At 72.9% G+C, this 18,370-nt stretch carries 13 protein-coding genes and 1 pseudogene; 8 read left to right on the top strand and 6 right to left on the bottom strand.

The features are described from left to right. Positions 1–68: 68 nt before the first annotated feature. Complete coding sequence (locus QIT00_RS37805; protein ID WP_282540038.1) at positions 69–905, bottom strand: alpha/beta fold hydrolase; 837 nt, start codon at positions 903–905, stop codon at positions 69–71. After that, positions 902–1,618, bottom strand: coding sequence for a DUF998 domain-containing protein (locus QIT00_RS37800; protein WP_282540037.1), 717 nt, complete (start codon positions 1,616–1,618; stop codon positions 902–904). The genes QIT00_RS37805 and QIT00_RS37800 overlap by 4 nt, the downstream gene beginning before the upstream one ends. Positions 1,619–1,695: 77 nt before the next feature. On the opposite strand from QIT00_RS37800, the gene QIT00_RS37795 reads away from it, so the two are divergent. The 4 genes from QIT00_RS37795 to QIT00_RS37780 all read left to right on the top strand — a co-directional run bounded on the left by QIT00_RS37795 (position 1,696) and on the right by QIT00_RS37780 (position 6,825). Next, the gene (locus QIT00_RS37795; protein ID WP_282540036.1) at positions 1,696–2,175 is read left to right on the top strand and encodes a hypothetical protein; all 480 of its coding nucleotides are present in this window, start codon (positions 1,696–1,698) and stop codon (positions 2,173–2,175) included. A gap of 110 nt (positions 2,176–2,285) precedes the next feature. Continuing rightward, positions 2,286–3,875: a multicopper oxidase family protein gene (locus QIT00_RS37790; protein ID WP_282540035.1), complete on the top strand. Its 1,590-nt coding sequence runs from the start codon at positions 2,286–2,288 to the stop codon at positions 3,873–3,875. 194 nt (positions 3,876–4,069) lie between these two features. Further along, a complete protein-coding gene (locus QIT00_RS37785; RefSeq protein ID WP_282540034.1) occupies positions 4,070–4,927 on the top strand; it encodes a DUF4190 domain-containing protein in 858 nt (285 codons plus the stop codon). Between the two features lie 146 nt (positions 4,928–5,073). Then, on the top strand, positions 5,074–6,825 hold the full coding sequence (locus QIT00_RS37780) for an NAD+ synthase (protein ID WP_282540033.1): 1,752 nt from the start codon (positions 5,074–5,076) through the stop codon (positions 6,823–6,825). A 217-nt stretch (positions 6,826–7,042) separates the two neighbouring features. On the opposite strand, the gene QIT00_RS37775 is transcribed toward QIT00_RS37780, so the two are convergent. The 3 genes from QIT00_RS37775 to QIT00_RS37765 all read right to left on the bottom strand — a co-directional run bounded on the left by QIT00_RS37775 (position 7,043) and on the right by QIT00_RS37765 (position 11,179). After that, on the bottom strand, positions 7,043–8,248 hold the full coding sequence (locus tag QIT00_RS37775) for an MFS transporter (protein WP_282540032.1): 1,206 nt from the start codon (positions 8,246–8,248) through the stop codon (positions 7,043–7,045). A 136-nt stretch (positions 8,249–8,384) separates the two neighbouring features. Continuing rightward, on the bottom strand, positions 8,385–9,407 hold the full coding sequence (locus QIT00_RS37770) for an endonuclease/exonuclease/phosphatase family protein (RefSeq protein ID WP_282540031.1): 1,023 nt from the start codon (positions 9,405–9,407) through the stop codon (positions 8,385–8,387). 170 nt (positions 9,408–9,577) lie between these two features. After that, positions 9,578–11,179 carry a DHA2 family efflux MFS transporter permease subunit gene (locus QIT00_RS37765; RefSeq protein WP_282540030.1) on the bottom strand — a complete coding sequence of 534 codons (1,602 nt, stop codon included), beginning with the start codon at positions 11,177–11,179 and terminating at the stop codon, positions 9,578–9,580. A gap of 164 nt (positions 11,180–11,343) precedes the next feature. Between QIT00_RS37765 and panB the strand changes: the two genes are divergently transcribed. The 3 genes from panB (at position 11,344) to QIT00_RS37750 (ending at position 14,383) form a co-directional block, all read left to right on the top strand. Next, the gene (panB, locus tag QIT00_RS37760; protein WP_282540029.1) at positions 11,344–12,234 is read left to right on the top strand and encodes a 3-methyl-2-oxobutanoate hydroxymethyltransferase; all 891 of its coding nucleotides are present in this window, start codon (positions 11,344–11,346) and stop codon (positions 12,232–12,234) included. Positions 12,235–12,509: 275 nt separating this feature from the next. Continuing rightward, positions 12,510–13,544, top strand: coding sequence for an ATP-binding cassette domain-containing protein (locus QIT00_RS37755; protein WP_282540028.1), 1,035 nt, complete (start codon positions 12,510–12,512; stop codon positions 13,542–13,544). Beyond that, positions 13,541–14,383 carry an ABC transporter permease gene (locus QIT00_RS37750; RefSeq protein ID WP_282540027.1) on the top strand — a complete coding sequence of 281 codons (843 nt, stop codon included), beginning with the start codon at positions 13,541–13,543 and terminating at the stop codon, positions 14,381–14,383. The genes QIT00_RS37755 and QIT00_RS37750 overlap by 4 nt, the downstream gene beginning before the upstream one ends. Before the next feature lie 29 nt (positions 14,384–14,412). Here QIT00_RS37750 and QIT00_RS37745 read toward each other — a convergent pair whose 3' ends face one another. After that, entirely contained in the window at positions 14,413–17,775 is a 3,363-nt protein-coding gene (locus tag QIT00_RS37745; RefSeq protein WP_282540026.1) for a BTAD domain-containing putative transcriptional regulator, read from the bottom strand. A gap of 259 nt (positions 17,776–18,034) precedes the next feature. On the opposite strand from QIT00_RS37745, the pseudogene QIT00_RS37740 reads away from it, so the two are divergent. Then, positions 18,035–18,262 (top strand): annotated as a pseudogene (locus QIT00_RS37740) (site-2 protease family protein); the annotation flags it as partial. Positions 18,263–18,370: the final 108 nt, after the last annotated feature.

The following is an 18,370-nucleotide window of genomic DNA, read 5'->3' as shown; positions in this document are numbered from 1 at the left end:
TGAGCCCCTCCGGCGATTGAGGAGGCCCGTCCGGCGAGGACTTTCGGGAAGGGGCGGGGAGGGGAAAATCAGTCCCCCAGCACCGCCCCCGCCACATCATGCGGCCGGTCCAGCATGACGAGGTGGCCCGCCTCCGGTGAGACGCGATGGTCGGCGTCGAGGAGTTCGGCGAGGCGTCGTTGGCGCTCCAACCAGCGCCGGTCCGTACCCCCGGTAAGCACGGTCACCGGCAACCCGGCGCGCAGCGCCGACTCCCGACGCAGCGCGACAAGTTGGGCCGCGACATCGGCATACGTAACGTGCTCGGCGAGCAGCGCGCGCAGCGAGCGGCTCGTCCCGTAAGTGCGCCGCACCAGCTCGTACGGGGCGGGGTCGCCGCCGCCGGTCCGGGCGAGGAACACCGAGGCGCGGCGCATCGCGGGCCCGAGCGCGTACGGCACACCCGCCGCGCCGAGGAGCGCCCCGCACGCGCGCGCGGCACCGACGCGCAGCCAGGGCGCGGGGCGGGGCCTGGCGCGCTCCTCCACGCTGGAGTCGACGAGCACGAGCCGCGCGACCCGGTCCGGGTGGCGGCGCGCGGCGGCCTCGCAGTGGAACCCGGCGAGGGAGTGCCCGACGAGGGTGGCGGGGCCCGGCAGCCGGCAGGCGTCGAGGACGTGCGGGATGCGGTCGGCCTCGGCGGCGAGCGTGGGCGCGGTGCGTGCGGGCCCGCTGAGCCCGAGCCCGGGGCGGTCGAAGCGGACGACGGTGCGGTACGGGGTGAGCAGCGCGGTCACGGCGTCCCAGTCGTACCAGGCCATGCCGAGCCCGGCCGAGAGCACGCAGACGGGGCCGGTGCCTTCGACGAGGACGTGGTGCGGGACGCCGTCGATACGGAGGAACGCCTCGCGGGGGGCGGCGCTCATGGCCGCACCGGGACCGTGGGCGCCCCGGCCCTCCGGGTGATCCCGTACGCGAGGAGCGCCAGCCAGCCCGCGATCAGCAGGACCTGGGCGCGCTGCCCGAGGCCGAGCAGCCAGGTGCCGTGGCCCGACTCGAAGGCGGCGATGGCGCTCAACGTCCAGACGGTGACGGCCAGTTCGAGGCCGACGAGCCAGGGGCCGATACGGGCGAGGGCCTGCCAGACGCGGTGACGGCGGGCGGCAGCGGTGAGGACGACCATGCCGACGAGCGCGCCCGCCACGGCGAGGGAGCTGCTGATGGCGTGGGCGGTGTGGGTGGCGGGCACCAGGCCCGCGGCCTCGCGCGCCGCGCAGTCCGGGTCGGCGGTCGGGGCGCAGCTCAGCGGGAGCCGCGAGTCGGCCGCCGTGGCCGCGCCGAACAGCAGCAGCCCGGCCCAGCCGACCCGGAACCACCAGGAGTTCGGGCGCAGCCGCACCAGGGCCAAGGCCGCGCCCGCGCAGACGAGGAGTCCGGTGGCGAGGTCGGTGGCGCGGAAGAGGCCGCCGAGCGGTTGGCTCTCGGCGGCGAGTTCGCTGACGTAGGTCCGTATCGGATCGAGTCCGGTGGCGAGGACGGCTTCCAGGACCCAGGCGGTGTACGCGACGGCGCCGAGGGCGAGCAGGGCGGCGACGATTCGCGCGTCCCGTGGGGGGCGAAGCCGTTCATGACTGGACATAGTGGGATGAATCATACTGGCCCGGATACCGGAACCCGATCGAGTACGGGATACCCAGTGGGGGTAAGGTGCGGGGCATGGTGACTCACCCGGGTGTGCGAGCGCGGCGCGGGCGGCTGCTGCTGCTCGCCGCGCTGCTCCTCGGGATCGTCACGATGCACACGCTGGGGCATCCGGCGGGCGAGCAGCACGGAGGGATGACGCCGACGGCGTCGACGGCCGCCGCACCAGGGCACTCAACCGCCGGTCATGGTACGGGAGTTGATGGCGGCCCACCCGGACAGGCCGCCGCCCCCGAGCACGCCGCAGGACCCGGCCACGGCGCCACCACCGCGGCCGACCAGCACGCTCCCGCCGGGCACGGCATGGACCCGATGGCGGTCTGTCTGGCCGTCCTGCTCGCGGGCGTCGCGCTCGCGCTCCTCGCCGCCGCGCCGCTGCGCCCCGGCACGCGACCCGAGCCCACCGCACCCCGCGGCCCGCCAACGCCCCGGCGTCACCCCGCGCCTCCCCCACCGAGAGCACTGCTCTCGCGTCTCTGCCTGCTGCGGATCTAGGCCGGCACCCGGCCGCCGCCCGCATGCCGCGAGCGGCTGCCCGTACGCCCTGCGCGCGTACGCGCCTTCCACCGCACGCACACCAGCAGATGACGAGGTGTCACCCAGTCATGCCCACCACCGCAACCACCCGCCGCACCGTCCTCGGTGCCTCGCTCGCCGCCGTCGGCACCGGCGTTCTGGCCGCCTGCGGCGGCTCCGACTCCCACGGGGGCCACGGCGGTCCCCCCTCCCCGGGCTACGTGGACCCCACCGGCCCCGAGGTCGCCGCCGCCGAGAAGAAGCGCGGCAAGGGACCCGTGCGCGAGGTCTCCCTGACGGCCACGAAGACCAAGCTCGACCTCGGCGGCCGTACGGTCACGTCCTGGGCGTACGGGGACGAGCTGCCCGGCAAGGAGATCCGCGTCACCGCGGGCGACACCCTTGCCCTCACCCTCGCCAACCACCTGCCGCGGCCCACTTCCGTGCACTGGCACGGCCTCGCGCTGCGCAACGACATGGACGGCGTGCCGGGCCTCACCCAGCAGGACATCAAGCCCGGCGCCGACTTCACGTACCGCTTCACCGTGCCGCATCCGGGCACGTACTGGTTCCACCCGCACTCCGGCACCCAGCAGGACCGCGGCCTCTACGCCGCGCTGATCGTCGAGGACCCGAAGGAGCCGCTCTCGTACGACAAGGAGTGGGTGGTCGTCCTGGACGACTGGGTCGACGGGGTTGACGGCTCCACCCCCGACGCCGTGCTCGCCGAACTCAAGGGCGGCATGGACCACGGCACCGGAGGCGGCGGAGGCGGCCACGAGGGGCACGGGATGTCGAGGATGTCGATGCGGCTGCCGGACGAGCCCTCCCCGAAGCCGTCCGGCCCGTCGCGGATGACGATGAGCGCCAAGAGCGAGCTGCTCGGCGGGGACGCGGGCGACGTGGCGTATCCGCACTACCTGATCAACGGCCGTACGCCGGACGCCCCTTCGGAGCTGCGGGCCAGGCGTGGCGACCGGATCCGCATCCGGTTCGTGAACGCGGGCGGCGACACCGCCTTCCGTGTCGCGCTCGGCGGCCACCGCATGACGGTCACGCACACGGACGGCTTCCCGGTCCGCCACCAGGAGACGGACGCGCTGCTGCTCGGCATGGGCGAGCGGTACGACGTGCTCGTCACCGCGGACGACGGGGTGTTCCCGCTGACCGCGCTCGCCGAGGGCAAGAAGGAGTCGGGCCTCGCGGTGCTGCGGACCGGGGCCGGGGCGGCGCCGAAGCCGGACGCGCGACCGCGTGAGCTCGACGGGAAGCCGCTCACCGCCCACCGCCTGAAGCCCGCCGAGCCGGTCGCCCTGCCCGCCCGCGAACCGGACCGGACGATCAGGATGCGGCTCACGGGCGGCATGGCGAAGTACGACTGGGCCTTCGACGGGAAGCCGTACGACCCGGCGGTGCGGCATGGAGTCGAGGCGGGCGAGCGGGTGCGGCTCGTGTTCTCCAACGCGACGACGATGTGGCACCCGCTGCATCTGCACGGCCACACCTTCGCGCTCGGCGGGAAGGCGGGCGGCGCCCGCAAGGACACGGCGGTGATCCTGCCGAACGGGACGCTGAGCGTGGACTTCGACGCCGACAACCCGGGCCTGTGGATGGTCCACTGCCACAACGTGTACCACTCGGAGGCCGGGATGATGACGGTCCTGGGGTACCGGGCCTGAGCTACCGAGCGCCCAGGCGGGAGCGTCGTACGGCAGGTCGGTGCGACGCTCCCGTGCAGCGCTCCCGTAAGCCGTCGCGTCCCATTCCGTAAGACTCCGTGCAGGCCGTACAACCTTGTCCGCGGTCCGGGAGTCCTTCCTGCGCAGGGCCCAGTCGTGGGCCCTGGTTCACCTCTCCTTCACGAGGAATGCACATGACCGCGCCCAACAACAGCACCCCGCCGTCCCCCTTCGGGCCCCCGCAAGGCGGCCAGCCGATGGCTCCGCCGCCGTTCCCGACCCCGCCCCAGCCGCAGAACGGGCTCGGCATCACCGCTCTCGTGCTCGGCATCATCGGCGCGGTGCTGTTCTTCACCGTCTGGGGCGGCGTCGTCCTCGGCGTCCTGGCCCTGATATTCGGCCTGGTGGGGGTCTCCAAGGCACGCAAGGGCCTGGCCACCAACAAGGGCGTGGCGCTGAGCGGCGCGATCCTCGGCGGCATCGCGCTCATCGTGTCGATCGTGTGGCTCGTGGTCGTCGTGATGGCCGTGCAGAGCGTGTCCGACGAGATCCAGAAGGAAGTCGACAAGGCCGCCTCGGCCGACCCCGGCACGGGCTCCGGCGACGACTCGTTGGGCGACCTGGACACCGGTGACCCGGCGTCCGACTCGGCCGAGCCGCTGAAGTTCGGCGCGACCCACACGTACGAGGACGGTGTGAAGGTCACGGTGAGCAAGCCGAAGGCGTACAGCCCCGACGAGTTCGCGGCCGGGCACAAGGCCGGCAACGTGGCGGTGCAGTTCACCATCACGATCGTCAACGGCGGCAAGAAGACGATGGACGTCACCACCGCCCTGCCGACGCTGCGGGACGCGAAGGGCGCCGACGTCGAGATGGTCTTCGACGGCAGCAACGGCACGAAGCCGTTCAACGGCAAGGTGCTCGCGGGCAAGCAGGCCCAGGCCGACTTCGCCTTCTCCGTGCCGGCGGACGCCACGAAGGAGGTCCAGCTGGAGGTCGGCCCCGAGGTCCTGAAGTACGACGACGCCATCTGGACCGGCCCCGCGAAGTAGCACGCGGTACGGGCGCCCCGCACAAGCAGGCGTGGGGCGCCCCACACTCGCCCACCCGTTGCCCGCCGCCACCCTTGCACGGAGGTCGCTTCGCTCCCGCACCTCCCCAATGACATCGTGTCGCTCTGACGATTACACTGGGCCGCGTGCCTCAACTACGCCTCGCCTTGAATCAGATCGACTCGACCGTCGGCGACCTCGGCCAGAACGCCGACGCGATCGTGCACTGGACCCGGCACGCCGCCGAACAGGGCGCCCACCTCGTGGCGTTCCCGGAGATGGTCCTCACCGGTTACCCCGTCGAGGACCTGGCCCTGCGCCCGTCCTTCGTCGAGGCGTCCCGGCAGGCGCTGCGTGCCCTGGCCGCGCGCCTGGCCGACGAGGGGTACGGCGAACTGCCGGTGATCGTCGGCTATCTGGACCGCTCCGAGACCGCCCAGCCCAAGTACGGCCAGCCCGCGGGCGCCCCGCAGAACGCCGCCGCCGTGCTGCACCGCGGCGAGGTCGTACTGACCTTCGCCAAGCACCACCTGCCGAACTACGGCGTCTTCGACGAGTTCCGCTACTTCGTCCCCGGCGACACGATGCCGGTGATCCGGGTGCACGGCGTGGACGTCGCGCTGGCGATCTGCGAGGACCTCTGGCAGGACGGCGGCCGCGTCCCGGCCACCCGCTCGGCGGGCGCGGGCCTCCTGGTCTCCGTCAACGCCTCGCCGTACGAGCAGGACAAGGACGACACCCGCCTGGAGCTGGTGCGCAAGCGCGCCCAGGAGGCCGGGTGCACCACGGCGTACCTCGCGATGATCGGCGGGCAGGACGAGCTGGTCTTCGACGGCGACTCGATCGTGGTCGACGCCAGCGGTGAAGTCGTCGCGCGCGCCCCGCAGTTCGCGGAGGGCTGCGTGGTCCTGGACCTGGACCTGCCGGCCGCGGGCGCGGCTCCCTCGGGGGTGGTCGACGACGGTCTGCGCATCCACCACGTGGTCCTCTCCGACGATCCGGTCCCGGCGTACGAGGCGGAGCTCGCCGGTGGGTACGCGGAGCGGCTCGACGACGACGAGGAGGTCTACTCGGCGCTCGTCGTGGGCCTGCGCGCGTACGTCGCGAAGAACGGCTTCCGGTCCGTCCTGATCGGCCTCTCCGGCGGCATCGACTCGGCGCTGGTCGCCGCGATCGCCTGCGACGCGCTCGGCGCGCAGAACGTGTACGGCATCTCGATGCCCTCGAAGTACAGCTCGGACCACTCCAGGGGCGACGCCGCCGAGCTGGCCCGGCGCACCGGCCTCAACTTCCGTACGGTGCCCATCGAGCCGATGTTCGACGCGTACATGGGCTCGCTCGGCCTGACCGGGCTCGCCGAGGAGAACCTGCAGTCGCGGCTGCGCGGCACGATGCTGATGGCGGTCTCCAACCAGGAGGGTCACATCGTCCTCGCGCCGGGCAACAAGTCCGAGCTGGCGGTGGGGTATTCGACGCTCTACGGCGACTCGGTGGGGGCGTACGGCCCGATCAAGGACGTCTACAAGACGGCGATCTTCCGCCTGGCCGAGTGGCGCAACCGGGCCGCCGAGGAGCGCGGCCAGACCCCGCCCATCCCGGAGAACTCCATCACCAAGCCGCCGAGCGCCGAACTCCGCCCGGACCAGGTGGACACGGACTCGCTGCCGGACTACCCGGTGCTCGACGGGATCCTGGCCCTGTACGTGGACCGGGACAAGGGTGCCGACGAGATCGTCTCCGCCGGGTACGGGGAAGAGGTCGTCGGGAAGGTGCTGCGGCTCGTGGACGGGGCGGAGTACAAGCGGCGGCAGTACCCGCCGGGTACGAAGATCTCGGCGAAGGGGTTTGGCAAGGACCGTCGTCTTCCGATCACCAATCGCTGGCGGGAGTCCGCCTGACCCCCAGGGGGCTCCGCCCCCGGCCCCCGCTCCTCAAGCGCCGGAGGGGCTGACTTCTGCCGTCTTTCGGCTGCGGCTCCGTCGTGGCTGGTCGCGCAGTTCCCCGCGCCCCTAAAAAACCAGCCCCTCCGGCGTTTGAGGAGCGGGGGTCCGGGGGCTGGCCCCCGAGGCAGTCCGCAGGACTTTCGGGAAGGGGCGGGGTGGGGAAGAAAAAGCCTCAGCCCACCCGCTCCTGCACCGGCACCGCCACCCCACCCCCAGCGACAACCCGAGACGCCCCCGTACCCCGGTCAAGCAGCCCCGCCAGCACGGCGATCGCAAGGCCGACCACCGCCAGCCCAGCGCCGACGAGGGTCGGGGACATCCACCCCCAGCCCGCAGCAATGGCGGCCCCGCCCGCCCAAGCCCCGCCCGCGTTGGCGAGGTTGAACGCCGAGTGGTTGGACGCCGAGGCCAGCGTCGGGGCGTGCGCGGCCTTGCGCATCACCAGCATCTGCAGCGGCGTCGTCGTCATGAACCCGACCGCCCCGAGCACGACGACGGTCACGAGCGCCGCCCACCGCACTTGCACGGTGTGGTCGAAGGCGAGCAGCACCAGGGCGAGGGCGCCGAGCGATCCGTACAGCGTGGGCCGCAGGGCCCGGTCGGTGAGCGGGCCGGCGACCAGCGCGCCGAGCGTCATGCCGATGCCGAACAGGGCGAGGACGAGCGTCACCGAGGAGTCCGACATCCTCATGACCTCGGTGGTCATCGAGGCCAGGTAGGAGTAGACCGCGAACACGCCCGCGAAGCCGAACACCGCGGTGAGCAGCCCGAGCAGCACCTGCCGGTCACCGAGCGCGCGCAGCTCCTGCCGCAGGTTCTGGCCCGCGTCCATCGGCACGTACGGGACGAGCTTCGCGAGCGCGGCCATGGCGAGCAGGCCGATCGCGGCGACGACCAGGAACGTCGCCCGCCAGCCGAGGTGCTGGCCGAGCAGTGTGGCGGCGGGGACGCCGACGATGTTGGCGACGGTCAGGCCGAGGAACATCGTCGCCACGGCGCGGGCCTCGCGCCCCTCCCGTACGAGCCGCGCGGCGACGACCGCGCCGACGCCGAAGAACGCGCCGTGCGGAAGCCCCGCGAGGACCCGGCCCGCGGCGAGCAGGCCGAAGCTGGGGGCGAGCGCGGAGGCCAGGTTGCCGATCGTGAAGACCGCCATGAGCAGCACCAGCATCTTCTTGCGCGGAACGCGGGAGCCGAAGGCGGTGAGCAGCGGGGCGCCGACGACGACACCGATCGCGTAGGCGGAGACGAGGTACCCGGCGGTGGGTACGGAGGTGCCCAGGTCGTCCGCGACATTGGGCAGCAGGCCCATCATCACGAACTCGGTGGTGCCGATGCCGAAGGCGGAGACGGCGAGCGCGAGCAGCGCCACAGGCATGAGAGACCCTTCACAACTGGCTGGAGGTACTTCGACGTACTTAAGTTCACGTACGGAACAAAGTCTCTCAGGCGTTGTGTTCCAGGGAGTGTGCGGCCTGTGAACGGTGGATGTCGCAGGCCGCACAGCCTGTGCGTCAGAGACTGACCCGCGCCGCCAGCGGCAGATGGTCGCTGCCCGTGGCCGGCAGCGACCAGGACGCCTCCGGCTCCACGTCGCGCACCATGATCTGGTCGATCCGCGCCATCGGGAACCCGGCGGGCCAGCTGAAGCCGAAGCCGTCGCCCGCCGCGCCCTGCGTGGAGCGCAGCTGCGAGGTGACCGGGGAGAGCGCGCGGTCGTTCATCGTGCCGTTGAGGTCGCCGAGCAGCACGACCTTCTCGACCGGCTCGTCCCGGATCGCGACGCCGAGGGCCTCCGCGCTGTTGTCCCGCTGCCCCGCGGTGAAGCCCGCGTCCGCCTTGACCCGCACCGAGGGCAGGTGGGCGACGTACACCGCGACGTCGCCCTGCGGCGTGTTCACGGTGGCGCGGAGCGCGCGGGTCCAGCCCATCTTGATGTCCACGGGCCGGCTGTCGGACAGCGGGTGCTTGCTCCACAGGCCGACGGTGCCCTCGACGGAGTGGTAGCGGTACGTGTCCGCCAGGGCGCGCTCGTACGCGGGCACCGCCTCCTGGGTCAGCTCCTCCAGGGCCACCACGTCCGCGCCGGACGCGGCGACCTTGCGGGCGGTGCCCTCGGGGTCGGAGTTCTCGGCGTTGACGTTGTGCGTGACGACGGTGAGGTCGCCGCCGGTGCCGGACTTGTCGAAGACCAGGCTGCCGAAGAGGTTCACCCACACCGCGGCGGGCAGCACGACCGCGACCAGGGCGGTGGCCGACTTCCGCACGAACGCGAGGATGAGCAGAAGCGGAATGCCTAGGCCGAGCCACGGCAGAAACGTCTCGATCAGGCTGCCGAGGTTGCCGACGTCATTGGGGATGTGCGAGTGCACCACCATGACCACGGCGAGCAGCACCGCGAAGAAGGCAAGCACGAGACCGCGCCGCCAGCCTCCCTGGTCCCGGCGCCAGCCGTCGCGCAGCCGCCGAAGCCGGGATCCGGAACGCTCGGCCCCCGAGCCTCGGCTCCCCGTCTCCGCCCTGTACGCCTGCGCCATACCGTCGCCTCACTGCCTGCCGTGCACCTCGTCCGCCCCCAGACCCTAGGGGATCGAGATGGCCTCGCTCCGCCGCCGTACGACGGCCGTACGTGGTCGAGGACGACGGCGGGCCGTGTGGAGTTCCGCCGGGGCGGGGCGGAGCGGCAGCTGTGACGAAACACGCACGTTCAGGACGTGGCCACGGCTTCTGCCCCGGCCTCCGACTCCCGCTCCGCGCGCGCGGGTTGCGCGCCCCGCCCCGGCAGGAACAGCAGCGCCACCACGGCGCCGAGGAGCACCGCCCCCGCCGAGCACCAGGCGGCGACGTGCATCGCGTGCAGGTAGGCCGCGTGCGCCGGCTCGACCAGGGCGCGGCCCGCGGGGCCGAGGCGTTCGGCGACCGCGAGCGTGGCCTCGATGGACTCGCCCGCCGCGGCGCGTACGTCGGACGGGACCGCCCCGAGATGCTTCTCGACGTCGCCGCGGTAGACCGCCGAGAGCAGCGAGCCGAGCACGGCGATCCCGAGCGCGCCGCCGACCTGCCGGAACGTGCTGTTGAGCGCCGAGCCCGAGCCGGCCTTCTCCCGCGGCAGGGTCTGCATGATGGCGACGGTGACCGGCGGCATGATCAGGGCCATGCCGCTGCCCTGCAGGAAGAACACGAACTCCAGGACCCACAGCGGCGTACTGGCGTCGAACAGGCCGAACCCGGACAGTCCGGCGGCGATGAGGAGCATCCCCCCGGTACAGGTCGCCCGTACGCCGAAGCGGATCACGAAGAGGCGGGCGCGGGGGGCGAACAGCATCTGGGCGACGGCCAGGGGCAGGATCAGCAGGCCCGCCTCCAGAGGGCTGTGGCCGCGCACGCTCTGCAGGTAGAAGGCGGAGAAGAAGGTCACGCCCATCAGCGCGAAGAAGACAAGCGTGACGGCGGCGATCGCGGCCGAGAAGGCGGGCTTGCGGAAGTGCGAGACGTCGACGGCCGGGTGGGCGACGCGCTTCTCGTGCAGCACGAACGCGGTGAGCAGCGCGAGCCCGCCGCCGGTCGTCGCGAGCACCGAGGGATCACCGAAGTCGGCGAGCTCGCCGCCGCGGATGATGCCGTAGACGAGCAGCATCAGGCCCGCGACGGAGAGGCCGACGCCCAGCGGGTCGAGGCGGCCGGGCCGCGGATCCCGGGATTCCGGTACGAGCAGCAGCGTGCCGAGCAGGGCGAGGGCCACGACGGGCACGTTGACCAGGAAGACGGAGCCCCACCAGAAGTGGTCGAGCAGCAGTCCGCCGGTGATCGGGCCGATGGCGATGGCCATGCCGACGCTGCCCGCCCAGATGCCGATGGCCTTGGGCTGCTCGTCGGGCTCGAAGACGTTCATCAGGACCGCCATCGTCGCGGGCATCACCGCGGCACCGCCGAGGCCCATCACCGCGCGGAACGCGATGAGTTGCTCCGGCGTGGAGGAGAACGCGGCGAGCACCGAGCCGAGCCCGAAAAGGAGCAGGCCGCCGACGAGCACCCGCTTGCGGCCGAGCCGGTCCCCGAGCAGCCCGGCGGTGAAGAGCAGCCCGGCGAAGACCAGGGTGTACGCGTTGATCGCCCACTCCAGCTCGCCCTGGGTGGCGCCGAGCCCGGTGGGGGCGGGGCTCGCGATGACCTTGATCGCCACGTTCAGGATCGAGTTGTCGATGACGACGATCAGCAGGCTGAGCATCAGGACGCCGAGGACCGCCCAGCGGCGGCGGTGCACGGCTTCGGGTATCCGGGGCGTCCCGGCTCCGGCGGGGGTCGGCATGCCGCACACCCTAGGGATGTCCAGGTCGGGGACCGTCCCGTACCGGCGTAGTCCGTCACGTCCCGCGGCCCTGCTCTGGCGCGGCCGGGGCCGGAGTGCCACCATGGCGGTGATCCGGGGACGCCGTCAGGGCGCCACGAGATGACATTGAAGGAGCCGTCGTCATGACGCAGATTTCGGCTGCCCACCCGCCTGCCCCGCCGCAGGCGGCACAGAGCAGCAAGACTTCCGGTACGTCGCTCTACGGAGGCGTGACCACGCGCCGCGTCACCGTCCGCGACCTCGCCGGCGCCAAGGAGCGCGGCGAGAAGTGGCCGATGCTCACCGCGTACGACGCGATGACCGCGTCCGTCTTCGACGAGGCGGGCATCCCCGTCCTGCTCGTCGGCGACTCGATGGGCAACTGCCACCTCGGGTACGAGACCACCGTGCCCGTCACCCTCGACGAGATCGCGATACTCAGCGCCGCCGTCGTACGCGGCACCAAGCGCGCCCTGGTCATCGGCGACCTGCCGTTCGGCTCGTACCAGGAGGGCCCGGTGCAGGCGCTGCGCTCGACGACCCGCCTGGTGAAGGAGGCCGGTGTGGGCGCGGTGAAGCTGGAGGGCGGGGAACGCTCGCTCGCCCAGACCGAGCTGCTCGTCTCCGCCGGCATCCCGGTCATGTCGCACCTGGGCCTGACCCCGCAGTCCGTGAACACCATGGGCTACCGCGTCCAGGGCCGCGCCGACGAGGACGCCCACCGGCTGCTCAGGGACGCCAAGGCCGCGCAGGACGCGGGCGCGTTCGGCGTCGTCCTGGAGCTGGTCCCGGAGGAGCTGGCGGCGGAGGTATCGCGCTCGCTGCACATCCCGACGATCGGCATCGGCGCCGGTTCCGGCTGCGACGCCCAGGTCCTGGTGTGGACGGACATGATGGGCCTGACCTCGGGCAAGGTGCCGCGCTTCGTGAAGCAGTACGCTGCGCTGCGCTCGGTGATGGGGGACGCGGCGCGGGAGTTCGCGGACGAGGTACGTGGCGGGCAGTTCCCGGCACCGGAACACGCGTTCCACTGACCGCTTTCTAGTCCCCTCCCCGCCCCTTCCCGAAAGACTGCCGTCGGCTTCGGGGGCCAGCCCCCGGACCCCCGCTCCTCAAGCGCCGGAGGGGCTGAATTTTCAGCCCCTCCGGCGCTTGAGGAGGCCCGTCCGGCGAGGCCACGCGGCGCCAGCCGCATATCGACACAGTCGGGAAGGGGCGGGTCAGGGGAGAAAAGAGCCTCACCTCGGCCATCGGTGCCCTGTAGGCCGACTGTAGGTGATCTGTCGGCAGCCCCCTGCAAGGTGGCCGCATGACGCGATCCGACAAGAACCCCAGCAACGGCGGGCACGCCGTAGAGGTGCGGGGACTGGTCAAGCAATACGGCGGTCCCCAAGGAACACGAGCCCTGGACGGCGTGGACCTGGACGTCCGCGAAGGCACCGTCCTCGGCGTCCTCGGCCCCAACGGCGCGGGCAAGACCACGCTCGTCCGCTGCCTCTCCACCCTGATCACCCCGGACTCCGGCTCGGCCACCGTCGCCGGGTACGACGTGCTGCGCCAGCCCCGCCAGCTGCGCCGCAAGATCGGACTGACCGGGCAGTACGCCTCGGTCGACGAGAAGCTCTCCGGCTTCGAGAACCTGTACATGATCGGCCGCCTCCTCGACCTCTCCCGGTCCGAGGCCAAGCGCCGCGCCGGTGAACTCCTGGAGCGGTTCTCGCTCACGGAGGCCGCCAAGCGCCCGGCCGCCACGTACTCCGGCGGTATGCGCCGCCGCCTCGACCTCGCGGCCTCGATGATCGGCCGGCCCGCCGTCCTGTACCTGGACGAGCCGACCACCGGCCTCGACCCGCGTACCCGCAACGAGGTCTGGGACGAGGTGAAGCGCATGGTCGGCGAGGGCGTCACCGTGCTGCTCACCACCCAGTACATGGAGGAGGCCGAGCAGCTGGCCTCCGAGCTGACCGTGATCGACCGCGGCCGGATCATCGCGGGCGGCGGGATCGCCGAGCTGAAGGCGAAGATCGGCGGCCGCACCCTGCGCGTCCGGCCCGCCGACCCGGCCGAGCTGCGCGCCATGGCCGCCGACCTCGACGCCTCCGGCCTGACCGGGCTCGCCACGGCCACCGTGGACGCCGAGAACGGCACGGTCCTCGTACCCATCCAGAGCGACGAGCAGCTCACCGCGATCGTCGGCGCGCTCGCCGAACGCGGGTACGCCCTCGGCGACATCGCCACCGAACTGCCCAGCCTGGACGAGGTGTTCCTGTCCATCACCGGCCAGAAGGCCAGTGCCCCGCAGGACGCCGACGCCGCCCCGATCCGAGAGGAGGTCGCCGCATGACGACCGCGACCACCGTTCCCCTCGACGCCCCGCCCGCCATCGAGCACGGCGAGGCCGACGACCGCATCGGGCTGCGCGCCCACGCCCGGCACACCGGGGCGCTGATCCGCCGCAACCTGCTGTGGATCAGGAACAACCCGGAGTCGATGTTCGACGCCCTGCTGATGCCGATCGTCTTCACGCTGCTGTTCGTGTACGTCTTCGGCGGCTCCATCGGCCAGGCGCTCGGCGGCGGCCAGGACGCGTACGTGCAGTACGTGATCCCGGGCATGCTCGCGATGATGAGCATGACCATCGCGCAGGCCGTCGGCACCGGATTCAACGAGGACTTCCAGAAGGGCATCATGGACCGCTTCCGGTCCCTGCCCATCGGGCGGGCCTCGGTGCTGATCGCGAAGATCTCCGTGGAACTCCTGCGGATGCTGATCGCCACCACCGTGCTGATGGTCGTGGCCGTGCTCGTCGGCTTCGACGTGGTGAGCTGGAGCGGCCTGTTCGCCGCGGTCGGACTGTCCGCGCTGTTCGGCTTCGGCGTGATGTGGATCTTCCTGACCCTCGGTGTGGTCATGAAGAGCGCCCAGTCGGTGCAGGCCATGGGCTTCCTGGTGATGATGCCGCTGCAGTTCGGCTCGTCGATCTTCGCGCCCACCGAGTCGATGCCGGGCTGGCTGGAGGCCTTCACGAAGTACAACCCGCTGTCCGGCCTCGCGGACGCGGCCCGCGGCCTGATGGTGGGCGGCCCGATCGCCCACGGCCTGTGGGTGACGCTCGCCTGGTCCATCGGCCTCACGGTCGTCATGGCACCGATAGCGATCCGCAAGTTCACGAACAAGGCCTGACCGTACGGCTCGTGGCCGGGGCGGTCGGATCAGAGCAGGGCGGCGGCCTCCTCCAGGGTGAGGCCGCCGCCCTCCGCGTGTCCGCGCTCGTACGCCTCGTCGCCGAGGATCTCCCGTACGGCCTGCTCGGCGGTGTCCCGTTGGACGCGCTCCTGCGAGGCGGGTCGGTGGCCGGCCGGCCGCAGGGCGTCGGCGGCACCGAGCAGCCGGGCCGCGCGGTACGCCGGTTCCCGCTTCTCGCGTCCGGCCAACGACCAGGCAGCCAGGGCGAGTTGGACGGAGGCCATGTGCGGGGCGATCATCAGGGCGACCGGGTCCTGGGACCAGCGGAAGGCCGCGGCGGCATGCTCGTACGCCTCCTCGTGGCGGCCGTCGAGGATGTCCAGCCAGCCGTAGATGCCGTGCAGGACGCCCTTGAACATCACGGCGGGGCCGGAGAAGTACTGATCCCACAGCAAGTCGAGCTGCTCGCGCGCCTCTCCCCTGCGGCCACTCGCGCCCAGCCGGCCGGCGAGGTGGATACGGGCGGCGGGCACGGCCTCCGAGAAGGTGTCGCCGGCCTCCTCCAGGATCTTCCAGAGCATCGCCTCGCCCTGCTCGGGCCGCCCGGTCTCCAGCATGATCCCGGCGAGCCGCACCTGCAGCACCGACACCTGCGCGGCCGCCCCGATGGCCTCCGCGTGCTCGATCGCGGCCGCGAAGTCCTCTTCCGCGTGGGCGAGTTCGCCCCGCCGCTCCCAGGCCTCGCCGCGCGCCGACAGCGCCTCGGCGGCGCCCCAGGAGTCGCCGAGCTCGGTGAACAGGGCCAGGGCCTCGGTCGCGTCGCGCTCCGCGTCCCCGCCCCAGGCGCTGCGGTTGGCGAGGACGTTGGCGCGCAGCTGAAGGGTGGAGGCCAGCTCCCAGCGGTAGCCGTGCGCGCGGCAGGTCCGCACGTTCCGGTCGAGCAGCTCGCGCAGGTCGTCGGGTCTGCCGGTGAGGAGCACCGCGAACACCCAGAACGCGCCCGGGCTCCAGCAGGTCTGCGGCAGGCCCGGCCGGTAGGCGGCGACGATGGCCCGCAGGCGCCGCCCGTTCTTCGGGAGCGTCCACTCGTCGCCCCGGTGGTCCATGGACGCGAGCCCCAGCAGGTGGGCCCCGCGCCGCGCCTCCTGCAACTGCTCGGGCTCCATCGGCGGCGGCTTGGCCGTGCACCGTTCGGCGAGCGGCGGCGCCTGCTCGACGGGTTCGGCGAACGGGTCGGGGCCGAGCGCGGACACGACGGCCGACCAGTGCCGGGACTCGCTGCGCAGATCGCGCATCTGCCAGTACCAGCACAGCGACAGGACGAGGCAGAGCGCCTCCTGCTCGTCGCCCGCGTCCGCCGCCCGGCGCAGCGCGGTGCGCAGGTTCTCGTACTCGCTCTCGATGCGGGCGATGGCCTGCTTCTGCCGGGCGGTGCGCAGCTCGGGGTCGGCCCGGCGGGCGAGTTCGCGGTAGTGGACGAGGTGGGCGTGCTCGGCGGCGGGGCGGTCGCGCGCCTCGTCGAGGTGGGCGCCCGCGTACTCGGCGACGGTCTCCAGGAGCCGGTAGCGCATCGTGCCCAGGCCCGAAGGGGCCGCCACCACCAGGGACTTGTCAACGAGCGAGCCCATCAGGTCGGTGACGTCGCGGCGGTCCACATGCAGGTCGAGCGCGCAGGCCGGCTCACCGCCGAGCTGACCGGGGCCGGTGGGCGCGCCCCCGCACACCGCCTCCGCCGCGTCGAGTTCGCAGCCGCCCGCGAACACCGAGAGCCGCTGGAGCACGGCCCGCTCGCGGGCGTCGAGCAGTTCCCAGGACCAGTCGACGACGGCCCGCAGGGTCTGCTGCCGCGGCAGGACCGTACGGCTGCCGGAGGTGAGGAGGCGGAAGCGGTCGTCGAGCCGGTCGGCGATCTGGCGCGGGGTGAGCGAGCGCAGCCGGGCGGCGGCGAGTTCGACGGCGAGCGGCAGCCCGTCGAGCCTGCGGCAGATCTCCGCGCAGGCCTCCGGGTCGTCCTCGATCCGGAAGCCGGGCCGGGCGGCGGCGCCGCGGTCGGCGAGCAGCCGCAGCGCGACCGGCTCGGGCAGCGGCTCCAGGGGGCGCACCAGCTCGCCCGGTACGCCGAGGGGTTCGCGGCTGGTGGCGAGCACGGTGAGCTGCGGGCAGTGCGCGAGGAGGTACTCGACGGTGCGCGCGGCCGACTCCACGACGTGCTCGCAGTTGTCGAGCAGCAGCACCATCCGGCGCGGCGCACAGTGCTCCGCGAGCCGTACGAGGGGGTCGCCGCCGGCCTGGTCGGTGGCGGCCCGCAGCTCCTCGGCGCCCATGCCGTAGAGGACGGTGCGGCGGCCGCCGAGCGCGGTGAGCACGGCCTCGGGCACGGCGGCGGGGTCGGTGGCCGCGGCGGCGGCCGCGACAGGAGCGAGTTCGGCCAGCCACACCCCGTCCGGCACAGGCAGTGTCTCCGCCGCCTCCTGCGAGAGCCGGGTCTTGCCCGCCCCGCCGGGCCCGAGCAGCGTGACGAGCCGCGCCCGCCCGAGGTCGCCCCGCAACGCCTCGATGTCCGCCTCGCGCCCGACGAAGCTGGTGAGGCGGGTACGGAGGTTGCCGGGGGCGGGCGGGCCGGGCGGCCGGGAGCCGCGGTGGCTGTCCGTACGGGCCGGGTCCGGCGATCCGGCGAGCAACTCCCCGTGCAGTGCGCGGAGTTCGGCCCCGGGGTCGGTGCCAAGCTGCTCGGCAAGCCCGGCGCGCACCGCTTCGTACGCCGCGAGCGCCTCGGCCGCCCGGCCCGCGTCGCGCAGCGCGCGCAGCCGCAGGGCCTGCAGCGGCTCGTCGAGGGGGTGCTCGGCGCACAGGGCGGTCAGCTCCGGCAGGATCTGCTCGGCGCGGCCGAGGCCGAGGGCGGCGGCGAGGCGGGCCCGCCTGGCGTCCAGGTGCCGGGCGTCGAGGCGGGCGGCGTCGGCGGTGCGGTCGGGCAGGTCGGCGAGGGCGGGGCCGCGCCACAGGCCGAGGGCCTCGTCGAGCAGGGCGGCCGCCTCGACCGGGGCGCCGTCGGCGAGAGCGCGGGCGCCCTCCCCCGCGAGGCGTTCGAAGCGGTGCGCGTCCACGTCGTCCGGGGCGGCGGCGAGGCGGTAGCCGCCACCGTCGACGGATTCCACGGCCGCGCGCCCGAGCGACCGGCGCAGCCGTCCGACGAGGGCCTGCAGCGCGGCGGTGGCGTCGGCGGGCTCGTCGCCGTCCCACACCTCGGCGACGAGCTGTCCGACCGGCACGGTCCGCCCGGCGCGCAGCGCGAGCACGGTGAGCAGGGCGCGCAGGCGCGGCCCGCCGACGGCGACGGCGGCGCCGTCGGAGCGGACTGCCTGGGTGGTGCCGAGGATGGAGTAGCGCACCGGACCATTCTCCCCGGCTGACCGAACCTGCCGGACAGGGCCGCCAAATCCAGCCCGTCCGGCGCTTGAGGACGAGCGCGCCAGCGCGTTCCGACGGCGCCGCAGGCTTACGGGAAGGGGCGGCGGGGAGGGGATCAAAATCAGCCCGTCCTGGGGGTACCTCCCAGCGGTAGCTGGGGGAGTTTGAGGACGAGCCCGGAGGGCGATCTCACGATGAGCGAGACGACCCCAGCTGGACAGCCGCCGAGGAGACCCCCGTATGACAACCCACCGCATCAGCCCTGTCTTCCTCGGGATCGCCGCCGTCACGGCCGCGGCCGGGTGGGCGACCTGGACGGGGTTCGCGGCGAACACCGGCCTGGCGGTGTTCCTGTTCGTCACCGGCGCCTGGGTCGTCTCGCTCTGCCTGCACGAGTACGCGCACGCCCGCACCGCCCTGCACAGCGGGGACATCTCGGTGGGCGCGAAGGGCTATCTGACGGTCAACTACCCCTCGCTAAAGCGAGGGGCTTGCACAGCGGGCGCCACTGGCTGTGGCGGTGCGCTTGCGTCCAGTCCCGCGACCGGTTCTCGGGTGTGGGGCAGGGGCCGTTGA

This window comes from Streptomyces luteolus (assembly GCF_029968015.1).
Lineage (GTDB): Bacteria > Actinomycetota > Actinomycetes > Streptomycetales > Streptomycetaceae > Streptomyces > Streptomyces luteolus.
This window is presented reverse-complemented; position numbering and strand designations above follow the sequence as displayed.

What these genes read in the sequence shown, in the direction of transcription:
- QIT00_RS37805 (WP_282540038.1), bottom strand. Translation starts at nt 905, where the DNA reads ATGAGCGCCGCCCCCCGCGAGGCGTTCCTCCGTATCGACGGCGTCCCG.
- QIT00_RS37800 (WP_282540037.1), bottom strand. Translation starts at nt 1,618, where the DNA reads ATGTCCAGTCATGAACGGCTTCGCCCCCCACGGGACGCGCGAATCGTC.
- QIT00_RS37795 (WP_282540036.1), top strand. Translation starts at nt 1,696, where the DNA reads ATGGTGACTCACCCGGGTGTGCGAGCGCGGCGCGGGCGGCTGCTGCTG.
- QIT00_RS37790 (WP_282540035.1), top strand. Translation starts at nt 2,286, where the DNA reads ATGCCCACCACCGCAACCACCCGCCGCACCGTCCTCGGTGCCTCGCTC.
- QIT00_RS37785 (WP_282540034.1), top strand. Translation starts at nt 4,070, where the DNA reads ATGACCGCGCCCAACAACAGCACCCCGCCGTCCCCCTTCGGGCCCCCG.
- QIT00_RS37775 (WP_282540032.1), bottom strand. Translation starts at nt 8,248, where the DNA reads ATGCCTGTGGCGCTGCTCGCGCTCGCCGTCTCCGCCTTCGGCATCGGC.
- QIT00_RS37770 (WP_282540031.1), bottom strand. Translation starts at nt 9,407, where the DNA reads ATGGCGCAGGCGTACAGGGCGGAGACGGGGAGCCGAGGCTCGGGGGCC.
- QIT00_RS37765 (WP_282540030.1), bottom strand. Translation starts at nt 11,179, where the DNA reads ATGCCGACCCCCGCCGGAGCCGGGACGCCCCGGATACCCGAAGCCGTG.
- panB (WP_282540029.1), top strand. Translation starts at nt 11,344, where the DNA reads ATGACGCAGATTTCGGCTGCCCACCCGCCTGCCCCGCCGCAGGCGGCA.
- QIT00_RS37755 (WP_282540028.1), top strand. Translation starts at nt 12,510, where the DNA reads ATGACGCGATCCGACAAGAACCCCAGCAACGGCGGGCACGCCGTAGAG.
- QIT00_RS37750 (WP_282540027.1), top strand. Translation starts at nt 13,541, where the DNA reads ATGACGACCGCGACCACCGTTCCCCTCGACGCCCCGCCCGCCATCGAG.